This window comes from Nocardia farcinica (genome assembly GCF_001182745.1).
GTDB lineage: Bacteria > Actinomycetota > Actinomycetes > Mycobacteriales > Mycobacteriaceae > Nocardia > Nocardia farcinica.
The window spans coordinates 3616780-3639518 of sequence record NZ_LN868938.1 but is presented as its reverse complement, the minus strand read 5'-3'; the positions used below and the strand labels follow the sequence as shown (position 1 = coordinate 3639518).

The window sequence follows — 22739 nt, the reverse complement described above, 5'->3', positions numbered from 1 at the left end:
CACTCCGGAAAATGGACCGCGAACAGCCCGGATCGTTATCCACGCGGTGCCGAGGAAGGGAGTGCCGCCACCGCTCAGTGGCCGGAGCTGCGCACCCCGAGCAACACGTCCTCCCAGGAGGGCATGGGCGCCTTGCCGCGCTTGGCGCGCGCCGGCTTGGCCGGTGCCTTCTGTTCCTTCTCGGCGGGCTCGGGCGTCGCGTCGGCGGCCGGAGCCTTGGCGGCCGCGTCCGCGGTGGCCGCGGCCGTCGCAGGCTCGACCGCACCCGCGGACCCGGCCACCGGCGCCGCCGGAATGGCCGCGGCACCGCCACCCGCGGCGACGGCGCGCTTCTCGAAGTACTCCTCCACCACCGGCTGGGCGGGGCGGACCGGGGCAGCGGCGGACTCGCGCGGCTCCACGACCGGCTCGGCGGGCCCGGCCGGCTCGGGCTCGGGCTCGGTCGGCAGGATCGTCGCCAATCCGCGCAGCGCGCGCCCGAAGTCCGGATCGATCAGGTCGGCGGCCGGATCGTCCAGCGGTGCGACCGTGCCGCCGTGCGCATCGGGCTGGTAGCGCCAGTGCGCGGCGATCTCGGAACGGCCGTTCTGCCACTGCAACTGGGCGATCCAGAAGCCCTTCTCGTCCTTCCAGGCGTCCCACTCGGCGTTCTCGAGCGTGTGCCCGCGCTCGGTGAAGGCCGCGGTCACCACCTCGATCAGGGTCTCCACGGCGGGGCCGTCGGCACGCACCGGATGCGCCTTCTGGGCCAGTTCGGCCGCCCGCGCCCGCTCCAACAGGACCGGGTAGGCGAATCGCTCGACGCGCGCGGCGGGCATCCCCGACTCGGCGGTCACCTGCTCGACGGACGCGCCGGCCCGGATGCGGGCCTGAATATCGCGAGGGCGCATGGACGCCTCCGTTTCGATCTCGATCTGGCCGAACCGGGCAAGGTCGCCGCGCGCCGCGGCGCGAAGCTTGTCATCGGCGGGGAGCCGGAACTTCTGGCCGGACTCGGTGTCGACACACACGATGTGCGTGGAGTCGGGCGTCAACCCGATCACACGAAGTTCACGCACCGCAACCTCCTTATCGCGTCGACTCGCGACACCGCCCACTGTTGGCAACAGTAGTGCACACAACTGGGTCTCGAGGCAAGACACGCGGCGGAATAATCCGCGAAGTGGCGAAGAAAGCGCTAATGTTTGTGGATTTCACTGGGGGGTATAGATGTTCGTCGGCGCACCGATGCCACGGAAATGCTTGCGGCGCCGGACCCTTCACGGGTGCCGACGCCGCGGGAACGTCCGGTGTCAGGACAGCTTTTCCACGACCCAGTCGATGCTGCGGGTCAGCTGGCTGACGTCGTCCGGATCGATCGCCGGGAACATGCCGATGCGCAGCTGGTTGCGACCGAGCTTGCGGTACGGCTCGGTGTCGACGATGCCGTTGGCGCGCAGGATCTTCGCCACCTGGGCGGCGTCCACGCTGTCGGCGAAATCGATGGTGCCCACCACCTGCGAGCGGTGCGCGGGATCGGTGACGTACGGGGTGGCGTACTCGCTGGACTCGGCCCACTGGTACAGCCGCGAGGACGAATCGGCGGTGCGCTTGACCGCCCAGTCCAGGCCGCCGTTGCCGTTGAGCCATTCGATCTGGTCGGCGAACAGCAGCAGGGTGGCGATCGCCGGGGTGTTGTAGGTCTGTTCCTTGGTGCTGTTGTCGATGGCGACCGGCAGCGACAGGAACTCCGGGGTCCAGCGTCCACTGGACTTGATCTCCTCGACGCGGGCCAGCGCGGCGGGGCTCATCAGCGCCACCCACAGGCCGCCGTCGGCGGCGAAGCACTTCTGCGGGGCGAAGTAGTACACGTCGGCGTCGGTGATGGTCACCGGCAGGCCGCCCGCGCCCGAGGTGGCGTCGATGGCGATCAGCGCGTGCTCGGAGCCCGCGGGCCGCTGCACCGGGATGGCGACACCGGTGGAGGTCTCGTTGTGGGCCCAGCCGATCAGGTCGGCGGCGGGGTCGGCCACCGGCTCGGGGGCGCTGCCCGGCTCGGCCGAGACGACGATGGGATCGCCGATGAACGGGTTGCCCTTGGCCACGGCGGCGAACTTGCTGGAGAACTCGCCGTTGGTCAGGTGCAGCGAACGCTCCCGGATCAGGCCGAACGCGGCGGCGTCCCAGAACGCGGTGGTGCCGCCGTTACCGAGCACCACCTCGTAGTCGTCGGGCAGCGAGAACAGTTCGCGCAGGCCGCTGCGCACGCGCGCGACCACATCCTTGACCGGCTTCTGCCGGTGCGAGGTTCCGAACACCGAGCCGCCCACCCGCACGAGGGACTCGAGCTGTTCCGGGCGAACCTTGGAAGGGCCACAGCCGAAGCGTCCGTCGGCGGGCTTGAGGTCGTCGGGGATGGTGGGGAACGCAGTGGTCATGCGCACCAGGGTAAAGCGTGTCCGACCTGCCCGATCACAGCGGGTGGGGGTCGGCGCCGACAGGACACGCCGGTCCGGTTCCGGCCGTGTGACGAGGGTCGCAGTGGGCGCGAGGCGACTAACGTATCGACCCATGGGCAAGGCGGCAGCGAACTCGGGATGGCGACCGCGCGGTCGCCGCGCACGAGCCCGTGAATCGACCGGGACCGCCCTTCCCGCGGCGGTCCGGCAGGAGCTGTTGCTGCGCGGAACGCCGGGGAACGCGACGATCCTCGGCGTGCGCCCCGGCGTACGCCCACCGGCGTGGCCGTTGCCCCGCAGGCGCGCCGGGGGCACGGTGGCAGCCGGTGGGCAATCCGGCGCGACGGAACCCGAGCAGGTGTTCCGGGTTCGCGTCCAGCCGGTCGGCCGGCTGCCCTACGAAGCGACCGTCCGCCAGCCCGTCCGCCCCGCCGACCTGTCCGTCATGCGCCCCGGCGACACCGTGCGCTGCCGGATCGACACCGACGACCCCGCGCGCCTGGTGCTCTACGTCGACGAGACCACCGACGACGCGACCACCGGCCGGACCCGCATCCTCGCCGACGGCCGCCGCGCCGAGGCCACCGTGCTGGCCGCCACCCCCGTCGCCACCGACTACGGCGGCCGCGACGACCCGGTGCTGCGGCTGGACCTGGAACTGCGCGCGTGGGACGAGCCGCGCCCGTGGCGGGTGCGGGTGATCGAGCCGGTGCCGCTGGCCGCGCTGGAGCTCGTCGACCTGGGCAAGCACCTGCGGGTGGCGTTCTTCACCGTCGACCGCGGCGAGTCGGTGGCGGTGGACTGGGCGGCCTCGGTGGCCGAGGACTGAACGACGACGGCCCGCGCCCCCGGACGGGAGCGCGGGCCGTGCGGCGTGCTCGGCTCAGTTGGCGTTGAGCAGATCGATCACGAAGACCAGGGTCTTGCCCGAGAGCTTGTGCCCCGACCCGGCCGGGCCGTAGGCCAGCTCCGGCGGGATGGTCAGCTGACGGCGGCCGCCCACCTTCATGCCCGGGATGCCGTCCTGCCAGCCCTGGATCAGGCCGCGCAGCGGGAAGGTGATCGACTCGCCACGGCTCCAGGACGAGTCGAATTCCTCGCCGGTATCGAATTCGACGCCCACGTAGTGCACCTCGACGGTGCCGCCGGGCACGGCCTCCTTGCCCTCACCGACGATGATGTCCTTGACGACGAGCTCGGTCGGCGGCGGGCCCGCCTGGAATTCGACTACCGGCTTGGTCATTCGCTATCCCCTTCGATAGTTGATGTGAATTGATTCAGCGTTCGGTGATCCGGCTGTAGTCGCGCGCACCATACCCGGTGTAGATCTGTCGCGGGCGGCCGATCTTCAGCGGCTCGCTGTGCATCTCGCGCCAGTGCGCGATCCAGCCCGGCAGCCGGCCCATCGCGAACAGCACGGTGAACATCCGGGTGGGGAAGCCCATCGCCTTGTAGATGACGCCGGTGTAGAAGTCGACGTTCGGGTACAGGCGACGCTCGACGAAGTAGTCGTCGGTCAGCGCGGCCTCCTCCAGCGCCTGGGCGATCTCGAACAGCTCGTCGTCGCCGCCCAGCTTGCGCAGGATGTTGTCGGCGTGCTTCTTGGCGATGGCGGCGCGCGGGTCGTAGTTGCGGTAGACGCGGTGCCCGAAGCCCATCAGCTTCACGCCGTCTTCCTTGTTCTTGACCTTGCGGATGAACTCCTTGACGTCACCGCCCTGGGCCTTGATGTCGTCGAGCATCTCCAGCACGGCCTGGTTCGCGCCGCCGTGCAGCGGGCCCCACAGCGCGTTGATACCGCCGGAGACCGAGGTGAACAGGTTGGCGTCCGAGGAGCCGACCAGGCGCACGGTGGAGGTGGAACAGTTCTGCTCGTGATCGGCGTGCAGGATCAGCAGCATGTCCAGCGCGGCCGCGACCTCGGGATCGACCTCGTAGGGCTCGGCCGGGAAACCGAAGGTCATCCGCAGGAAGTTCTCCACCAGGGTCAGCGAGTTGTCCGGGTAGAGGAACGGCTGGCCGACCGACTTCTTGTAGGAGTAGGCCGCGATGGTGGGCAGCTTGGCCAGCAGGCGGATGGTGGACAGCTCGACCTGCTCGGGGTCGCGCGGGTCCAGCGAGTCCTGGTAGTAGGCCGACAGCGCGTTGACCGCCGAGGAGAGCACCGGCATGGGGTGCGCGTTGCGCGGGAAGCCGTCGAAGAACCGCTTGAGGTCCTCGTGCAGCAGGGTGTGGCGGCGGATCCGGTCGGTGAAGTCGTCGAGCTGGGCCTGGGTGGGTAGCTCGCCGTAGATCAGCAGGTAGCTGACCTCGATGAAGGTCGAGGAGTCGGCCAGCTGCTCGATCGGGTAGCCGCGGTAGCGCAGGATGCCCGCCTCACCGTCGATGTAGGTGATCGCCGACTTGGTGGGGGCGGTGTTCATGAAGCCCGGGTCGTAGGTGACGTATCCGGTGCTGGCCAGCATTTTGCCCAGATCGATACCGTGGTTGCCCTCGGTGGCCTCGGTGATCGTCATGGCGTATTCGCCGCCCGGGTAACTCAGTACCGGCTTGGCGTCGTCGATGTGGTTCTCGGGCACGGAAGGATCCCTCTCAGGCTAGGACCGTCGGCATCGAAGTGCGGTCGGCACGGCGGTGCGATTACCTAGACGCTAGTCGCTGACATGCGCCCGCCCGGCATGAGGGGGCGCAGTGCCGATTTTCCTCGCGGGGTGGTCGCGGCACGTTCGCGACCCCCCGATTCGCCCGTGGGTCGCTCGGCGCGGTGGTCACGCGGAGCCCGGTGCGGAGCGCGGGTCGGGGGCCCGGTCGGGCTCGAACTCGCCTGGTCGGCCGCACAATTGGCGGCGCGGGCCGGTGAGTGGCGGCGCACGGCCCGATCTGCCTGGTCATCGGCATGTCGCCGAATGTCGGAAAGGCTCCGGTGCCCCGCCGCCGGGCCGGGGTGACCCGCTCCCCGCGGGCCCCGCGCCCGGGTGCGCGTCGCGGTGTCGGCCGGGTCGGTCGTCGCCCCGGCAGCCCACCCGCGCGAACGGCCGGTGCGGCGCCGGTCGCCGGATTCGCCGCCCAGCGGTACCCGGCCCGGCCGCGGCCGAAACCGTGGGAAATATCACGCGCTGGATCAGGGCTGAAGCCGTTCGACCGTCATCCGCTCGCCCGCGACCCGCACCAGCAGCCGGTTGTGCAGCCGCCCGCGCCGCCCCTGCCAGAACTCCACCTGCTCCGGCCGCAGCAGATAACCACCCCAGTGCGGCGGCACCGGGATCTCGTCGACCCCGGCGAACCGGGCGGTGACCTCGGCCAACGCCCGGTCCAGCGCCGCGCGGGAGTCGATCGGCCTCGACTGCTGGGAGGCCCAGGCGCCGAGCTGGGAGTCGCGCGGCCGGGAGCGCCAGTAGACCGCGGTCTGCTCGGCCGAGGTCCGCTCGACCGGTCCGCGCAGGTGCACCTGCCTGCCCAGCGCGGGCCAGACGAAGGTGGCCGCGGCATAGGGCACCGCGGCCAGCTGGGTGCCCTTCGCCGAGTCGTAGTTCGTGTAAAAAGTCACACCCTCGGGCGAGAGCCCTTTACACAGTACGGTTCTGGACGCGGGCCGGGGCACCCCGGCCACCACCGCGACGGTCGCCAGCACCATCGCGTTGGGCTCGGCGATGTCGACCGCGGTGGCCTGCTCGATCCAGTTGCGCAGCAACGGTTCCCAGCCACCGGCCAGCCACGCCTCGTCGAGATCGACGTCCTCGCCCGAACCGGAGGGCACGCCGCCGTAGTCGACGCGCATGGCCGCCAGGTCCGCGGCCACCCGCCGCAGGGCCGCCCGGTGCTCGGCCTCGGAGGCGGGCCGGTCCGCGCGCGGCGCCGAATTGTCCAGGTCACGCATGGGGCTGACGTTACTCCGCGGTAGCAGCGGGATAAGGTTTTGGTGATCGGCATGTGCTCGGCGAAACACCACCCCCCTCGGCGAGAACTCATGCGACCCGAAGTGCAAGGAGAGTCGACACCATGACTACCAGCCCCGCGGTTCCCGGTGGACAGGCCACCGTACCCAGCGATTTCGTCAGCGGTCTCGAGGGCGTGGTGGCCTTCACCACCGACATCGCCGAACCGGACAAGGACGGCGGCGCGCTGCGCTACCGCGGCGTCGACATCGAGGATCTGGTCGGTAGCCGAGTGACCTTCGGCGATGTGTGGGCGCTGCTGGTCGACGGCGAGTTCGGTCACGGCCTGCCGCCCGCCGAGCCGTTCCCGCTGCCGGTGCACACCGGCGACGTGCGCGTCGACGTGCAGGCCGGCCTGGCCATGCTCGCGCCGATCTGGGGCTACCAGCCGCTGCTCGACATCGACGACCAGACCGCCCGCGAGAATCTCGCGCGCGCCTCGGTGATGGCGCTGTCCTATGTCGCGCAGTCCGCGCGCGGCATCTACCAGCCCGCCGTGCCGCAGAAGAAGATCGACGAGTGCAACACCGTCACCGAGCGGTTCATGACCCGCTGGAAGGGTGACCCGGACCCGCGACACATCGAGGCCATCGACGCCTACTGGGTCTCCGCCGCCGAGCACGGCATGAACGCCTCCACCTTCACCGCCCGCGTCATCGCCTCCACCGGCGCCGACGTGGCGGCCTCGCTGTCCGGCGCGATCGGCGCGATGTCGGGCCCGCTGCACGGCGGCGCCCCCGCCCGCGTGCTCCCGATGATCGAGGAGGTCGAGAAGACCGGCGACGCCCGCGCGCTGGTCAAGGGCATCCTCGACCGCAAGGAGAAGCTGATGGGCTTCGGCCACCGGGTGTACCGGGCCGAGGACCCGCGCGCCCGCGTGCTGCGCGCCACCGCCCAGCGCCTCGGCGCGCCGCGCTACGAGGTGGCCGCGGCGCTCGAGCAGGCCGCGCTCGCCGAGCTGCGGGAGCGCCGCCCGGATCGCGCGATCGAGACCAACGTCGAGTTCTGGGCCGCGGTCATCCTCGATTTCGCCGAGGTGCCCGCGCACATGATGCCCGCGATGTTCACCTGCGGCCGCACCGCGGGCTGGTGCGCGCACATCCTGGAGCAGAAGCAGCTGGGCAAGCTGGTCCGCCCGGCCGCCATCTACACCGGCCCCGGCCCGCGCAAGCCGGCCGAGGTCGCGGGCTGGTCCGACATCAGCCACCTCTGAGCCAGGAACCCCCTGAGATCGTGCCGGGGTCACTCCCGGACGATCTCGACCGGATCGGTCAACGCCGAGGCGATGGCGGACTGCTGGGCGCTGCTGCGCACCGGCAGTGCGTCCATCGCCTTTCCCGTCTGGGTGCCCAGGTTGGTGACGATGGTCTGCAACTGCTCGACCCCACCGGTGAGCTGACCCATCGCGTCGATCAACTGCGCGCCGCCCTGCTCGGCCAGCTGCGGCAGGCCGGCGGCCAGCTCCGCACCCTGGGTGAGCTGGGCGCTCGCGGCGGTGAGACGGTCGACCACCGTGCGCAACAGGGTGCCCAGATCGGTGTCCGGATCCACCGATCCGCCCACCAGCGTGCCGATCCCGGTCAACTGCGAACCGGCCTGGCCCGCCAGCGCGCGCAGCCCCTCCAGCTTGCCGATGATGTCGGCCAGCGCCGGGTCGACCGCGAACGGCAGGCCGCGCAGCAGCGGCAGGATCTGGTCCAGTCCGCTGCCCACGGCCTGGGCGGACTGCTCGACCTGCGCGATGGTGACCCCGGTGCTGTCCAGGGCGGCGGCCAGCTGCTCGGCCTGCGCGGTGGCACCCGCGACGGTGCTGTTCAGCAGTTCGATGGCCGAGGTGAGCTGGGCCGCGCCGGACTTCGCGAAGTCGAGGAATCCGAGCATCTGCTCCGCCCCGGCGTTGAACTGGTCCGCGCCTGCGGCCGCGACCTGCACCCCGGCCCCCAACAGTTGCGCGGTCAGCTGCACGCCGGTGAGCTGGGTGCGGGCCTGGGCCACCGCGGTCAGGGCGGCATCAACGCCGGTGGCGCCGATCCGTTTGGTGAGCACCGCGGTGGCGCCGTCGACCAGGTGCGGGTCGGCGTCCTCGTGGGTGGCCACGGTGAGCTTGGCGCGCTGCGGCTGCGGGCCTGCCAGCGAGCCCATCGCGGTGGTCAGGTCGGCGGGCAGGGTGATCACCGCGGCGTAGTCCGCGGTGCTCGCGGCGCCGGGCTCGACCACGGTCCAGTCGTATCCGCCGCCGTCCTTGGTCAGCGACTGCGCGATGCGGGCGCCCGTCGGGCCGGTATCGGTGTCGACCAGGGCGATGCCGGTCGGCGGCGGATCGGTGCGGGTACACGCGACCGCGCCGACCGCCCCGGCGGCGAGAATTCCGACGACAAGGACCGCCCACCGGGCACGAAGTCTGCTCACGGATTTCGACCCTAGGGCGAGAGATATTCGCCGCCATGGGATTTCTCTGAGAGTTCTCTGAGGCTCACCCGGCTGGCCGGCGCAGTCGGCGCCGGGAAATCCTCAGTGCGAACGCAATCCGGCGGAATCGATGTGCTGATCGGAATTGCGGTCGGGTTGCGGCAATTCCAGCACCAACCGCGCACCGCCGAGCGGGCTGTCGTCGAAATACGCCCGTCCGCCGTGCAATTGGGCCTGCTGGGCGACCAGTGCCAACCCGAGACCGGACCCGCCCTTGCTGGCCTGGCTGCCGCGGAAGAAGCGGCGGAACACCAACTCGCGTTCGTCGGTGGGGATACCGCGGCCGTTGTCGTCGACGGCGATCACGATGCCGCCGTCGGCGCCGCGGTGAGCCGAGACCACCGCCTCGGTGGCCCCGCCGTGCTTGACCGAGTTGGCCAGCGCGTTGTCCACCGCGAGCCGCAGCCCGGCCGGGAGACCGCGGGTCACCAGGTCGGCGTCGGTGTCGATGCGCACGGTCAGGCCGGGGAAGTGCCGCATGGCGTCGTGCGCCGCCTGATCGCACAGTTCGCCGACGTCGGTGTCGACGTGGTCGCGCGCGTGGGTCAGGTCGCCGGTGGCGAGTCGTTCCAGGGCGGCCAGCGTCGATTCCACCCGGCCCTGGCTGCGTTGCAGGTCGGCCAGGATCTCCGCGCGCTGCTCCTCGTTCAGGTCCAGGGTGCGCAGCACCTCGAGGTCGGTACGCATGGCGGTCAGCGGGGTGCGCAGTTCGTGGGCCGAGACCGCGGCGAAGTCACGCGCGGTCGCCAGCGCCGCCGCGGTCTCGGCCTGGGCCTGGTCCACCCGCGCGAGCATGGTGTTCACCGCCTCGGCCAGCTGCTCGGACTCGCGCACCCCCGAACCGTCCACCGGCGGGCGCGCGTCATCCGCCCCGAAGGCGCTGCGGGCACCGACCTGCTCGGTGAGGTCGACGATCGGCCGCACGGCCCGCCCGGCCAGCAGCCAGCCGAGCGCGCCCGCCGCCGCGACCGCGAGCAGCGCGCCGCCGAGCACCCAGCGCTGCTGTTCGGCGGTCACCCGGGCGGCCTCGTCGGCCGGAATGCCGAGGGAGACGGTGCGTCCCGCCGGCTGGTTCTCGGTCGTGGTCAGCACCCGGTACTGCGTCCCGGACACGGTGACCGTGCGCGAGCCGGTCGGCAGATCGGGCAACCGCACCGGGCTGCTGGCCACCACCGCCCCGCCGTCGCGCACGGTGACGGCCATGTCGTCGTTGAGCCCGGTGAGCCCGAGCACGCCGACGGCGATCACCGGGTCGATCAGCACCAGCCGCGAGGCGACCGTCAACTGCTGGTCGCTCTGCTGCAGATTGATCCGTTCGATGGCGCGCACCGCCACCGCGCTGAGCAGCGTGACGATGATGACCGCGCCCGCGGCCGCCGCGCCCGCCACCCGGGTGCGCAGCGAGAACGTCCGCCGCCGTCGGGCTTTCGGGCGCGGCGCGCTCATTTCGGTGCCCGCAGCACGAACCCGACGCCACGGATGGTGTGCAGCAGCCGGGGCGTGCCGTCGGCCTCCAGCTTGCGGCGCAGGTAGCCCACGAACACGTCCACCACGTTCGTGTCGGCGGCGAAGTCGTAGCCCCACACCAGCTCCAGCAGCCGTTCCCGGCTCAACACCACGCCCGCGTTGCGCGCGAGCGTGGACAGCAACTCGAATTCCCGCTTGGTCAGCTCGATCTCCCGGCCGTGCAGCAGCGCCCGGTAGCCCGCCTCGTCGACCTCGAGCGGACCGACCGTGATCGCGCCGGGGGTGGCGGCCGCGGCGGGCGCGTCGGTGCGGCGGCGGAGCAGCGCCTTGATCCGGGCCACCAGTTCGGCGAGCACGAACGGCTTCACCAGGTAGTCGTCGGCGCCGGATTCCAGGCCGGAGATGCGGTCGTCGACCGAGGCGCGGGCGCTGAGCACGCAGATCGGGACGTCGTTGCCGAGGGCCCGCAACGCCGTGACCACCCCGGCGCCGTCGAGCACCGGCATGTTCATGTCCAGCACGACGGCGTCGGGGCAGTCGGCGTTGACGCTGCGCAACGCGGCCGCGCCGTCCCGTGCGACCAGCACGTGGAAGCCGGACAGGCGCAGCCCGCGTTCGACCGAGGCGAGCACGTCCTCGTCGTCGTCGACGACGAGGACGGTCGGGGTGGGGGAGGTGCTCACCCCACCCATTCTGCCGCCGGAGCCACGTTCACCCCGGCGACCCGACGATCAGTAGTTGTGACAGGTCGCCGCGACCGCGGCGAGTGCCTGGCTCAGCTGGGCGGCCCGCGGATCGCTCTCCGCCTGCGCCGCCAGGTCCGGGTTCTGCTCGATCAGCATCTGGAAGTCGGCCCGGCGCTGCTCGACCGGCTGGTCGAAGCGCCGCTGCAGTTCGGCCTTCTGCGCGGGATAGGCGTCGAGCATGGCCGCCAGTTCCGGCGCCTCGGCGTGCAGGGCCGCGTCGACCTGGGCGAAGGTGCAGTCGGTGCTCAGCAGCGGCTCGGCCGACTCCAGCGGGCCTGCCGCGGCCACGCCGGTGCCGAGCAGCACCGCGGCGCTCGCGGCGGCGCCCGCGGTGAGCGCGGCCAGGCGGGTACGGGTGCGGAAACGATTCATCGGATGGTGCCTCCAGATCTTTCGGGGTGTTTCTGTGAAGCGACCCCGACGCTATGGGCGGTCTTTGGCAGTCCGATAAGGGTTCGGTGAGGAAACTCTGAGGAGGCGCGGTCGACGCTGCGGAGGCGTCGGGCCGGCTCAGGGCCGGGCCGCCGGATCGGACGCGCCGAGCGCGCCGTCGGTGTCGGGCGCCTCGCCCGCCGCCTCGGCGGCATCGGCCCTGGTGGTGAGGATCTGGTCCTCCAGCGCCGCGAGCACCGCCGGGTCCTCGATGGTCGAGGGCACCTCCACCTGCTCGCCCGCGCTGATCTGCCGGATCGTCTTGCGCAGGATCTTGCCCGAGCGGGTCTTGGGCAGCCCGGCCACGATCACCGCGTCGTGCAGGGCGGCGATCGCGCCGACCTGATCGCGCACCCGCGCGATCAGCTCGTCGCGCAGGGTGGCCGGATCGACCTCCACACCTTCCTTGAGCACCACGTAGGCGATGGGCTTCTGCCCCTTCAGCTCGTCGGGCAGGCCGATCACCGCGCATTCGGCCACCGCCGCGTGCCCGGAGATCGCGGCCTCGATGCTGCCCGCCGAGAGCCGGTGCCCGGCCATGTTGATCACGTCGTCGCTGCGGCCGAGCACGAACAGGTAGCCGTCCTCGTCGAAATAGCCGGAGTCACCGGTGGCGTAGTGCCCAGGGAAGGCCGACATGTAGGAGCGGGCGAACCGGGTGTCGTCGTGCCAGAGCCCGGTGAGGGTGCCCGGTGGCATCGGCAGTCCGATGACGATGTTGCCCTCGGTGCCCGCGGGCACCGGATTGCCCTCGGCGTCGAGGACGCGCAGCCGGTAGCCCGGCACCGGCACCGACGCGGACCCCGGCTTGACCGGCAGTTCCTGCAACCCGAGCAGATTCGCGCAGATCGGCCAGCCGGTCTCGGTCTGCCACCAGTGGTCCACCACGGGGCAGTCCGGCCGCTCGGCCAGCAGCGTGCCGCGCGCCCACTCGTAGGTGGCCGGGTCGAGGCGTTCGCCCGCGCAGAACAGCGCGCGCAGCGAGGACAGGTCGTGGTTGCGGGCCAGCTTGGCCTCGCCGTCGGCCTTGCGGATGGCGCGCAGCGCGGTCGGCGCGGTGAACAGCACCCGCACCCGGTATTCGGCGACGATCCGCCAGAACGCGCCCGCGTCCGGGGTGCCCACCGGCTTGCCCTCGTAGAGCAGCGTGGTCGCGCCGACCAGCAGTGGCGCGTAGACGATGTAGGAGTGCCCGACGACCCAGCCGACGTCGGAGGCGGCCCACATCACCTGGCCCGGGCCCACGTCGTAGATGTTGCGCATCGACCAGGCCAGCGCCACCGCGTGCCCGCCGTTGTCGCGGACCACGCCCTTCGGCTTCCCGGTGGTGCCGGAGGTGTAGAGGATGTAGAGCGGATCGGTCGCCGCCACCGGCACCGGCTCGGCCTTCGGCGCGTCGCGCACGGCGTCGTCCCAGTCCAGCCACTGCGCCGCGGTCTCGGCGGGCGGGAAGTCGGGGGAGAAGTGGACCGGGCGCTGCTTGACGATGACGTGGCGCGGCGCGGCGGTCTGCGCGAGCCCGAGCGCGCGCGCCACGATCGGCGGGTACTCGATCTTGCGGTTGGGTTCCAGGCCGCCCGCGGCGGTGACGATCAGCACCGGTTCGGCGTCGTCGATGCGGGCCGCGAGCTCGGGCGCGGCGAAGCCGCCGAACACCACCGAATGCACCGCGCCGATGCGGGCGCAGGCCAGCATGGCGATCACCGCCTCGGGGATCATCGGCAGGTAGATCACCACCCGGTCGCCGCGTGCCACCCCGAGCCGCTGCATGGCGCCCGCGAAGGTGGCGACCTCGTCGAGCAGCTGGGCGTAGGTGTAGACGCCCTTGGCGCCGGTCATGGCGGAGTCGTAGATCAGGGCGGGTTGATCGGCGCGCTCGGCGAGGTGACGGTCGAGGGCGTTGACCGAGGTGTTGAGCTGGGCGTCGGGGAACCAGCGGGCCGCGGGCTTGGCCGCGGGATCGACGATCTGGGTGGGCGGGACGTCCCAGTCGATGGCCTCGGCCGCGGTGGTCCAGAACTCGGCGGGGTCGACCAAGCTGGTCTGATAGACCGGTCGGTACTCGTGCTTCGCGTTCAACTCCCGTGACTCCCTAGCCCTCGCTTCGATCCCGCCTCGATAGATCTGTGTGATTGTGGCAGACTTCACGCGACGCCCGGGTGGGCGCCGCGACCTTTGGTTTTGCCCGGAACGGGCAGGTCAAGTCCCGTGGCGCTACCTGATGTCGCCCAAGCTGTTATTGATCCGTTAGAATCTGATGTCACTTATTTCGGCCGTCGTAGACGCAATTTCTCGGCCAGCCGCAGTTCTCGGCCAGCTCCACCCGTCGAGCCAGTGCGATTGTGGAGGTTCGCTGATGGCGCGTGGATGGGGCCAGTTTGGAAAGTGAGTGGGAGATGCGTGACGCCGCAAGGTCCGGCAAGAAGCGCTGGGCGCTCGGCAATTGGGACCTGCGCTGGAAGGTTACGGCCGTTCTCGCCGTGCCGCTGGCTGTCGCGGTGGGTCTCGGCGTGTCGAGGATCACCTCGGAGTTCACCGAGGCCAACCGCCTCGAGGGCGTGGCCGAGAACATCGAGGCCATTCCGGCTGTCACCGGCCTGAGCGCGGCCGCGGCCACCGTCGCCGGTTCGCAGATGGTGTCGCTGATGCCGGGCGCGTCGGTGGTGACCGACCAGGACCTCAGCCAGCTCGACCAGGCCATCACCACGGCCCAGGACGCCGGCGCCAAGCTGCGCGGGCACAGCAAGGCCGAGGCGTCGCTGGAGACCATGATCACCGAGGCCAGGGCCATCCTGGCCAGGGGTAAGGCCGCGGCGCAGCCCACCGACGCACTGGGCGGGATCGACCGGATCCGCAACGAGAGCGTCAGCATCGTCGAGAGCACGGTGTCGCAGGTCAGCGACCCGGCCATGGACGCGGCCAAGCTGCGCCTGGTCGACTCGCTCAACACCCGCGCCACGCTGGTCGCCGAGCTGGCCGCCTTCAACGAGGTGCTGCACGACTTCAAGGCCGGTGTGCAGACCTTCACCACCGCCTCGGAAACCGAGCGTCAGTTGCTCAACGTCCTCGCGCACCGCTTCCCCGACGGTGACTCCGCCATCGCCGACCTGCGCGCCGGCGTGGACACCCGGCTCTCGCTCATCAACAGCCCCGAGGCCCAGGCGGGCAGGCTGCCGCTCGGCGAGCTGAAGAACTCCCTCACCACCAGCGTCGACGTCTACGAACGCGTGGTCGCCAAGGCCACCAAGGACATCGACAGCGCGATGGACAACCTGGCGGGCCGGGCCAACCGCGACGCCTGGACCTACACCGCCGTCGTCATCGCGACCATCCTGGCCGCGCTGCTGCTTGCCGTGTTCGTGGCGCGCTCGATGATCGTGCCGCTGCACCGGCTGCGCCTGGCCGCCCTGCGCGTCGCCGAGAGCGACCTGCCGCACGAGGTCGCGCAGCTGCGCAACGGCGCCTCCCCGGAGGACGTGCCGCTGGAGCCGATGCCGATCCGCAGCACCGAGGAGATCGGCCAGCTGGCCCGCGCCATCGACGACATCCACGGCCAGGCGCTGCGCCTGGCCTCCGATCAGGCGCAGATGCGCTCCCAGGTCAACGACATGTTCGAGACGCTGGCGCGCCGCTCCAAGTCGCTGGTCGACCATCAGCTCAGCCTCATCGAGGCGATGGAGTACGACGAGAAGGACCCCCGCCTGCTGGAGAACCTCTTCCGGCTGGACCACCTCGCCGCCCGCATGCGCCGCAACGGCGACAACCTGCTCATCCTGGCGGGCACCAAACAGCGCCGCGCCAAGTCGGCGCCGGTCGAGATCGGCGACGTGCTGCGCGCGGCCATCTCCGAGGTCGAGGACTACGAGCGCGTCAAGCTGGGCGCCACCCCGCGCGGTGCGCTCAAGGAGCCAGCGGCCTCCGACCTGGCCCACCTGTTCGCCGAGCTGCTGGACAACGCGCTGCGCGCCTCGCCGCCCGAGACGGACGTGAAGTTCACCTTCGCGCAGGCGCACGACCAGGGTCTGCTCATCGAGGTCGCCGACCGGGGCATCGGCATGCCGCCCGCGGAGATGGCCGAGATCAACCGCAAGCTCGAGCAGACCGCCGAGCCCGGTCCGGACACCGCCCGCCACATGGGCCTGTTCGTCGTCGGCCGGCTGGCCGAGCGGCACGGTCTGACCGTGCGGCTGCGCCCGACCTTCGACACCGCGCGCGATCCGGGTGTCACGGTGACCGTGCACGTCCCGGTCGGCCTGATCGTGCCCGCCGGCCAGGCCTCCGGTCCGCAGGCGGTCGTCAAGGCCGCGCCGGTGCAGCCGAACCCGCAGCATCCGACCCCGTCCATGCAGACGCGCGCGATCACCCGCACGTCGGCGGGCAACATGATGGTCACCGTCGACCCGGGTGTCAGCGGTCCCATCCAGACCGGCTCCGGTCCGCTCACTCCGCCCGCACCCGCGCCCACCGGCCCCGGCGGCCTGCCGCAGCGTCAGCCGGGTTCGGCGATGGCGGGCGGGCTGCGCCAGGAGGGTTCGGCGAGCCTGCGCGAGTCGAGCGCCGCGGCCCAGGCGAACGGGCCGCAGCGCGGCAAGCTCGCCGCCGCCAGCCTGCCCAAGCGCAATCTCGCCACCGGCGGTCCGGCCGCCGCGCAACGGCCATCGGTCACGCCGCCCGCGACGCCCGGCACGGCACGGCCGTCCGTCACGCCGCCCGCGACGCCCGGCACGGCCGGCCCCGCGGGCACCACACCCGGCGGTCTGCCGCAGCGTGAGCCCGGCGCCAACGGGGTGCCGCAGCCCGGCGCGGGCGGTGGCCTGCCGCAGCGTCAGCCGGGTGCCAGCGGTGCGCCGCAGCCCGAGGCGGGCGGCCTGCCGCAGCGTCAGCCGGGCGGTAACGGTGCGCCCGCGCCCACCGCGGGTGGCCTGCCGCACCGCGAGCCCGGCGCCAACGGCGCCCCGGAGCCCGACGCCGCCCGCGGGTCCGCCGCCACCGGTCTGCCCCAGCGGGAATCCGGTCCGGCGCGTCCGGGCGGCAACGGCCTGCCGCAGCGTCAGCCGGGTGCCACCCCGGGCCTGCCGCAGCGGGAGCCGGGCGCTACCGGCATGCACCGCGAGGGCGGGGCCGCGGGTCTCCCGCCGCGTGAGGGCGGCCCCTCCGGTCTGCCGCAGCGTGAGGCGGGTCCGAACGGCTTGCCGCAGCGCGGTGCCCCGGCGGGCGGTCTCCCGCCGCGCGACGGCGGCCCCTCCGGTCTGCCGCAGCGTGAAGCGGGCCCGAACGGCCTGCCGCAGCGCGGTGCCGCGCCGGGTGGTCTCCCGCAGCGCGAGGAGGGGGCCGCCGGTCTGGCCCCGCGTGACGGCGGCGCGCCCGGCCTGCCGCAACGCGAGGGTGGCGCCACCGGTCTGCCGCCGCGGGACAACGGTGCCACCGGCCTGCCGCAGCGCGCGCCCGGTGCTCCGGCCGCGGGCGAGGGCGGGCCGAACTCGACCGGTCTGCCCCAGCGGGGCGCCAACGGGCTCCCGCAGCGTGGCGGTCTACCCCAGCGGGACAGCGGCCTACCCGAGCGCGAGAGCGGCGCCAACGGGCTCCCGCAGCGCGCGCCCGAACCGAGCCGTCCCGCGCCCGGTACCGGTCTGCCGCAACGTGATCCGGGTGCGCGGCATCAGCCGCTCGGCGAGGTGCCGCCCGGAGTGGGTCTCGCACAGCGCGATTCCGGCACCGAGGCCGGTGACGGTGCGTCCGAATCCGCCCCCGCGCGCGATCCCGGCAAGCACAGCTACAAGTCCAACCCCGCCAAGACCGCGTCGTTCTTCCAGACCCGGTTGCAGCCCGCGGTCGAGCCGGGGTCGTCGATGGACAGCCCGATCTTCGCCGAGATGATGTCGGCGTGGCTGGCCGATCCGAACCCGGACCGGTCCCAGGTCGCGGCCTCCTTCGAGTCCCCCGGTGACGAAGGCTGGCAGGCGGCGCGGCGCGCGAGTGAGGCCCAAGCCGAGAAAAAGACCGCTGCGGGCTTGCCGCAACGCGATCCGGGCGGGAGGCTAGTCCCCGGCGCCGTGAGCGGCGCCGCGGATCGGGCACCTCGCCGTGATCCGGAATCGATCAGGTCCAGCTTGAGTCGTCACCAGAAGGGCGTCCGGGATGGCCGCGCAATGAGAGCAATGAACCTAACCGGAGACAAAGGAGACCGATGAACCCCGATCTAGGTGGTACGAACCGTCAGCTGGATTGGCTGGTTTCGAACTTCGCCAACGAGGTTCCTGGCGTAGCTCATGCCGTCCTGGTCTCGGCTGACGGCCTGTTGATGGCCGCGAGCGCCCAGCTGCCCGTCGATCGTGCCGAACAACTCTCGGCGGTCACCGCCGGTCTGGCCAGCCTCTCCGTCGGTGTCTCGAACCTGTTCGAGGGCGGCACCGTCCTGCAGTCGGTGGTCGAGATGGAGCACGGTTACCTGCTGCTGATGGCGGTGGGCGACGGCTCCTACCTCGCGGTGCTGACCAACACGTCCTGCGACATCGGACAGGTCGGCTACGAAATGGCGCTGTTGGTCGAGCGGGTTGGCCAGACGGTCCAGGCCACGCCACGCGTCACGATGGGTTCCTGATGGTCGGATGGACATAGAAGATCACCGCGTAGGGAGTGCCGAGCCGAGCCTCGTGCGCCCGTACTCACTGACCGCGGGTCGCACCAGGCCCAAGGTGGAGTTGGCGCTCGAGGCCCTCGTCGCATCACAGCCGGTCGCGTTGGAGCGGCAGTTCGAGCTGACCAACATCGAGACGTCGATCGTGGAGTTGTGCAGAGAATCGCCGTCCGTCGCGGAAGTGGCGGCACGGCTCGGGATACCGATCGGGGTGGCGCGTGTACTCGTCGCCGACCTGATCGATGCCGGGCACGTGCGCGTTTCGGCGACATTGAAAGAGGATTCCAGCGACGATGAACGTCGCGAGTTGATCGAAAGGGTTCTCAGTGGACTCCGGCGTATTTGATTCGACGGCGCAGGTCGATACCCGCACCAGCAAGCCGACGTCGGCCAAGATCGTGGTCGCCGGCGGCTTCGGTGTCGGTAAGACCACGTTGGTCGGTGCTGTCTCGGAGATCGTTCCGCTGCGCACCGAAGCACTGGTCACCAACGCCAGTGCCGGCATCGACAACCTGACCGGCATCCCGATGAAGTCGACCACCACGGTGGCGATGGACTTCGGCCGGATCAGCCTCGCGGACGACCTGGTGCTGTACCTGTTCGGTACCCCAGGTCAGTACCGATTCTGGTTCATGTGGGACGACCTGATCCGCGGCGCCATCGGCGCCGTGGTGCTCGTCGACACCCGCCGACTGGAGGACAGCTTCGCGGCCGTCGACTACTTCGAAGCCCGCAACCTGCCGTTCCTGGTGGCGCTCAACGAGTTCGACGACGCCCCGCGCTACCCGATCGAGGACATCCGGCAGGCGCTGGCGGTCTCCGCCGACGTGCCGATCCTGTCGATCGACGCGCGGCGCCGGGAGCCCGCCAAGCAGGCGCTGGTGTCGCTGACCGAGTACGCGCTGCGCAAGGTGATGCAGGGCTACTGAGACCGGCCGGATACGCTCGCGCCATGCGGATCTCGGCGCGGGAGTTGGTCGGGCAGCTGCTCGACGCGGAGTCGTTCGTGAGCTGGGACCGGCCACCGGTGACGGTGGCCGCGTCCCCGCGCTATCGCGACGAGCTGCGCGCGGCGGCGGACGCGGCGGGTACCGACGAGGCGGTGCTCACCGGTGAGGGGTTGCTGCGCGGGCGCCGGGTGGCCGTGATCGCCTGCGAGTTCGGCTTTCTCGCCGGTTCGATCGGGGTGGCCGCCGCCGAGCGGATCGTCGCCGCGGTCGAGCGCGCCACCGAGCTCGGGTTGCCGCTGCTCGCGTCGCCGACCTCCGGCGGCACCCGCATGCAGGAGGGCACCATCGCCTTCGTGCAGATGGTCAAGATCGCGGGCGCGGTCGCCGCGCACAAGGCCGCCGGGCATCCGTACCTGGTGTATCTGCGCAATCCGACGATGGGTGGCGTGTTCGCCTCGTGGGGCTCGCTCGGGCACATGACCTTCGCCGAGCCGGGCGCGATGATCGGCTTCCTCGGTCCGCGGGTGTATCAGGCGTTGTACGGCAAGGACTTTCCCGAGGGCGTGCAGACCGCGGAGAACCTGTACCGGCACGGCGTCATCGACGGTGTCCTGCCGGTCCGCGTCTTCCGGCGCATCGCCCACCGCGCGCTCAGCGTGTGCAGCGGCGTCGTCCTACCGGATCAGCCCGCCCCGCCGCCGGTGGTCGGTCCGCCGACCGCCGCCGAGCAGGCCACGGCGGACGGCGATTCGGCCGGCACTCCGGGGCCGGAAGCAGCCACCGCCGGTTCTCCCACCTGGCAGTCGGTGTTGATCTCCCGACGCCCCGATCGTCCCGGTGTGCGCGAGCTGCTTCGCCATGTCACCCAACGGGTTCCGCTCAGCGGCACCGGTCAGGGCGAGTCGGATCGGACCACCCTGCTGGCGCTGGCCCGGTTCCGTGGCCAGCCGTGCGTGGTCTTCGGTCACGATCGCGCGGGCCAGCGCGGCGAGCAGACGATGGGCCCGGCGGCGCTGCGGGAGGCGCGGCGCGGGATGGCGCTGGCGCAGGAGCTGCGGTTGCCGCTGGTGTCGGTGATCGACACGGTGGGTGCCGCGCTGTCGAAGGAGGCCGAGGAGCGGGGCCTGGCGCCGGAGATCGCCCGGTGCATCTCCGACCTGGTCACCCTGGACACCCCGACGGTGTCGGTGTTGCTCGGCCAGGGCACCGGCGGTGGCGCGCTGGCGCTGCTGCCCGCCGATCGGGTGCTGGCCGCCACCCACGCCTGGCTGGCGCCGCTGCCGCCGGAGGGCGCCAGCGCCATCGTCCACCGTGACACCGCGCACGCCCCGGAGCTGGCCGACGCCCAGCGCATCGGCGCCGCCGACCTGTGCGCGGACGGCGTGGTGGACCGGATCGTGCCGGAGCGTCCCGACGCCGCCGACGAACCGGTCGACTTCGCCCGCCGCATGGTCGCCGCCGTCGCCGACGAGCTGGCGCGGCTGCGCGCGCAGCCCGCCGACGAGCGCCGCCGGACCCGTCACCTGCGGTATCGCCGCCTCGGCAGCCCCCGCCCGTGACCGAACACGCCCGTAAGCGTCGTTGACGGTTCGGCCGCGCACTTCTACGGTCGGAACGTGACCTTCCGCAGCGAGACCTCCGCCGTGCCGTCGATCGTGCTCAACGACGGCAACGTCATCCCCCAGCTCGGGTTCGGCGTGTTCCAGGTGCCACCCGACGACGTGTTCGACGTGGTCACCACGGCCTTGCGGGCCGGGTATCGCAGCATCGACACCGCGGCGGTGTACGGCAACGAGGAGGGCACCGGCCGCGCGATCCGCGCGTTCGGACTGCCGCGCGACGAGGTCTATGTCACCACCAAGCTGTGGAACTCCGAGCAGGGCTACGACTCCACCCTGCGCGCGTTCGACGACAGCATGTCCAAGCTGGGTCTGGACTACCTGGATCTGTACCTGATCCACTGGCCGGTCGCCGCCGCGGGCAAGTTCGTCGACACGTTCCGTGCCTTCCAGGAGCTCAAGCGGCAGGGCCGGGTGCGCTCGATCGGCGTGTCCAATTTCACCGTGGACAACCTGCGCACCCTGATCGCCGAGACCGGCGAGATCCCCGCGGTCAACCAGATCGAGCTGCATCCGGCGCTGGCCCAGCGCGAGCTGCGCGAATTCCACGCCGAGAACGCGATCGCGACCGAGGCGTGGAGCCCGCTGGGGCAGGGCACCCTGCTGGAGGACGCCACCATCACCCGCATCGCGCAGGAGGTGGGCCGCACCCCGGCGCAGGTGATCATCCGCTGGCACCTGCAGTTGGGCAACGTCGTGATCCCCAAGTCGGTCACGCCCGCCCGCATCGAGGCCAACTTCGACGTGTTCGGCTTCGAACTCACCCGCGAGCAGATGGCGGCGATCGACGGTCTGGACCGGGGCGGCCGCATCGGCCCCGACCCGGACACCTTCAGCGCGGGTCTGTGAGCCGCGCGATCCCGAGATGGGCCGTCAGCTCGACGGCGGCCGCCCGGCCCGCCCGGTTGGCGCCGATCGTGCTCGCCGAGGGCCCGTAACCGATGAGGTGAATGCGTGGGTCGGCCGCCACCTGGGTGCTCAGCCGCCCGGTCATGGTGATGCCGCCGCCCGGCCCGCGCAACCGCAGCGGTGCGAGATGATCGAGGGCGCTGCGGAATCCGGTGGCCCACAGGATCACGTCGGCGTGCTGGAAGCTGCCGTCGGCCCAGCGCACGCCGTCGGGCTCGATGTGGTCGAACATCGGGCGCCGGGCGAGTGCGCCCCGGCGCTGGGCGGCGCGTAGCCGGTCGTTCCACAGCAGCCCGGTCACCGAGACGACCGAGCCGGGCGGCAGCCCGCGCCGGACCCGGTCCTCCACCTGGGCGACCGCCGCGCGGCCCGCCTCCGGGGTGAACTCGCCCTCCCGGAACACCGGCTCGCGGCGGGTCACCCAGGTGGTGCTGGTCACCTGGGATATCTCGTCGAGCAACTGCACGGCCGAGATCCCGCCGCCGACCACCACGACATGTTTGCCCGTGAACTCGGCGGCGTCGTGGTAGTCGTGGGTGTGCAGCTGCCTGCCGGTGAAGGTCTCCTGCCCGCGATAGCGGGGCACGAAGGGGCGCTCCCAGGTGCCGGTGCCGTTGATCAGCCCGCGTACCCGCAGCGTGCCCGCGGTGTCGGTCTCGGCGTGCAGCACCTCGCCACGGCCGTCGCAGCGGGTGCCGTCGGCGGTGCGGTCACAGACCACCCGCACCGAGACCGGACGGTGCACGCGCAGGTCGAAGCGCTTTTCGTAGAGCTCGTAATAGTGCGGCACGGCGGTGGCCGCCTGGGCGTTCGCCGAACCGGGCGGCAGCGTCTCGGCGAAGGACATGCCGGGCAGGTCGTGCACCCCGTTGACGGTGCTGAGCGTGAGCGAGGGCCAGCGGTGCCGCCACGCGCCGCCCGGCCCGTCGGCGTGATCGACGACGAGGAAGTCGCGCTCGGGGACCAGGCCGAGCCTGCGCAGGTGATAGGCGGCCGACAGCCCGGCCTGACCAGCACCGATCACCAGGATGTCGTAGTCGCTCGGCACAACAGTCGATGGTATCGGCTTCCCGGTCACCGCCGGTGGGCTGTGGCAGAGTGAAGACATCCACACGAACGGCCAGTTGGGGAGGATGC

At 71.6% G+C, this 22739-nt stretch carries 19 protein-coding genes; 8 read left to right on the top strand and 11 right to left on the bottom strand.

From position 1 onward, the window contains the following. Positions 1-74: 74 nt before the first annotated feature. Entirely contained in the window at positions 75-1058 is a 984-nt protein-coding gene (gene sepH / locus AMO33_RS16935; protein WP_076574134.1) for a septation protein SepH, read from the bottom strand. Between the two features lie 234 nt (positions 1059-1292). Then, positions 1293-2417: a phosphoserine transaminase gene (gene serC / locus AMO33_RS16930; protein ID WP_041559824.1), complete on the bottom strand. Its 1125-nt coding sequence runs from the start codon at positions 2415-2417 to the stop codon at positions 1293-1295. 277 nt (positions 2418-2694) lie between these two features. Here serC and AMO33_RS16925 point away from each other — a divergent pair, with 277 nt between their 5' ends. Then, the gene (locus tag AMO33_RS16925; protein ID WP_240327545.1) at positions 2695-3267 is read left to right on the top strand and encodes a hypothetical protein; all 573 of its coding nucleotides are present in this window, start codon (positions 2695-2697) and stop codon (positions 3265-3267) included. Positions 3268-3321: 54 nt separating this feature from the next. On the opposite strand, the gene AMO33_RS16920 is transcribed toward AMO33_RS16925, so the two are convergent. The 3 genes from AMO33_RS16920 to pdxH form a co-directional block, all read right to left on the bottom strand. Beyond that, positions 3322-3681 (bottom strand): FKBP-type peptidyl-prolyl cis-trans isomerase, encoded by a 360-nt coding sequence (locus tag AMO33_RS16920; RefSeq protein ID WP_011207189.1) that lies wholly within the window; start codon positions 3679-3681, stop codon positions 3322-3324. A 34-nt stretch (positions 3682-3715) separates the two neighbouring features. Then, positions 3716-4954 carry a citrate synthase gene (locus tag AMO33_RS16915; protein WP_050768212.1) on the bottom strand — a complete coding sequence of 413 codons (1239 nt, stop codon included), beginning with the start codon at positions 4952-4954 and terminating at the stop codon, positions 3716-3718. 605 nt (positions 4955-5559) lie between these two features. Beyond that, positions 5560-6315, bottom strand: a complete 756-nt coding sequence (gene pdxH, locus AMO33_RS16910) for a pyridoxamine 5'-phosphate oxidase (protein ID WP_060593200.1) — start codon at positions 6313-6315, stop codon at positions 5560-5562. A 122-nt stretch (positions 6316-6437) separates the two neighbouring features. Here pdxH and AMO33_RS16905 point away from each other — a divergent pair, with 122 nt between their 5' ends. Beyond that, positions 6438-7586 (top strand): citrate synthase 2, encoded by a 1149-nt coding sequence (locus AMO33_RS16905; protein WP_011207193.1) that lies wholly within the window; start codon positions 6438-6440, stop codon positions 7584-7586. A gap of 29 nt (positions 7587-7615) precedes the next feature. Here the strand turns inward: AMO33_RS16905 and AMO33_RS16900 are convergent, their stop codons facing one another. The 5 genes from AMO33_RS16900 to AMO33_RS16880 form a co-directional block, all read right to left on the bottom strand. Then, complete coding sequence (locus tag AMO33_RS16900; RefSeq protein ID WP_060593199.1) at positions 7616-8782, bottom strand: YhgE/Pip domain-containing protein; 1167 nt, start codon at positions 8780-8782, stop codon at positions 7616-7618. Between the two features lie 102 nt (positions 8783-8884). Then, a complete protein-coding gene (locus tag AMO33_RS16895) occupies positions 8885-10288 on the bottom strand; it encodes a sensor histidine kinase (RefSeq protein WP_011207195.1) in 1404 nt (467 codons plus the stop codon). Continuing rightward, positions 10285-11001 (bottom strand): response regulator transcription factor, encoded by a 717-nt coding sequence (locus AMO33_RS16890; protein ID WP_011207196.1) that lies wholly within the window; start codon positions 10999-11001, stop codon positions 10285-10287. Before AMO33_RS16890 ends, AMO33_RS16895 begins: the two co-directional genes overlap by 4 nt. A gap of 39 nt (positions 11002-11040) precedes the next feature. Continuing rightward, positions 11041-11427, bottom strand: a complete 387-nt coding sequence (locus AMO33_RS16885) for a hemophore-related protein (RefSeq protein WP_011207197.1) — start codon at positions 11425-11427, stop codon at positions 11041-11043. A gap of 138 nt (positions 11428-11565) precedes the next feature. Next, positions 11566-13566: an AMP-binding protein gene (locus tag AMO33_RS16880; protein WP_060593198.1), complete on the bottom strand. Its 2001-nt coding sequence runs from the start codon at positions 13564-13566 to the stop codon at positions 11566-11568. A gap of 317 nt (positions 13567-13883) precedes the next feature. On the opposite strand from AMO33_RS16880, the gene AMO33_RS16875 reads away from it, so the two are divergent. From AMO33_RS16875 to AMO33_RS16850, 6 genes are read left to right on the top strand one after another with little or no spacing between them, the layout of a single operon-like run. Further along, positions 13884-17678: an ATP-binding protein gene (locus AMO33_RS16875; RefSeq protein WP_082668695.1), complete on the top strand. Its 3795-nt coding sequence runs from the start codon at positions 13884-13886 to the stop codon at positions 17676-17678. Continuing rightward, positions 17675-18088 (top strand): roadblock/LC7 domain-containing protein, encoded by a 414-nt coding sequence (locus AMO33_RS16870; RefSeq protein ID WP_011207200.1) that lies wholly within the window; start codon positions 17675-17677, stop codon positions 18086-18088. Before AMO33_RS16875 ends, AMO33_RS16870 begins: the two co-directional genes overlap by 4 nt. A gap of 7 nt (positions 18089-18095) precedes the next feature. Then, the gene (locus AMO33_RS16865) at positions 18096-18470 is read left to right on the top strand and encodes a DUF742 domain-containing protein (protein WP_011207201.1); all 375 of its coding nucleotides are present in this window, start codon (positions 18096-18098) and stop codon (positions 18468-18470) included. Next, positions 18451-19053, top strand: coding sequence for a GTP-binding protein (locus AMO33_RS16860; protein WP_170916205.1), 603 nt, complete (start codon positions 18451-18453; stop codon positions 19051-19053). The genes AMO33_RS16865 and AMO33_RS16860 overlap by 20 nt, the downstream gene beginning before the upstream one ends. Before the next feature lie 23 nt (positions 19054-19076). Next, positions 19077-20633, top strand: coding sequence for a carboxyl transferase domain-containing protein (locus tag AMO33_RS16855; protein WP_060593197.1), 1557 nt, complete (start codon positions 19077-19079; stop codon positions 20631-20633). A gap of 57 nt (positions 20634-20690) precedes the next feature. Next, on the top strand, positions 20691-21542 hold the full coding sequence (locus AMO33_RS16850; RefSeq protein ID WP_060593196.1) for an aldo/keto reductase: 852 nt from the start codon (positions 20691-20693) through the stop codon (positions 21540-21542). On the opposite strand, the gene AMO33_RS16845 is transcribed toward AMO33_RS16850, so the two are convergent. Further along, entirely contained in the window at positions 21526-22650 is a 1125-nt protein-coding gene (locus AMO33_RS16845) for an NAD(P)-binding domain-containing protein (RefSeq protein WP_060593195.1), read from the bottom strand. The two genes, AMO33_RS16850 and AMO33_RS16845, sit on opposite strands and share 17 nt — an antisense overlap. Positions 22651-22739: the final 89 nt, after the last annotated feature.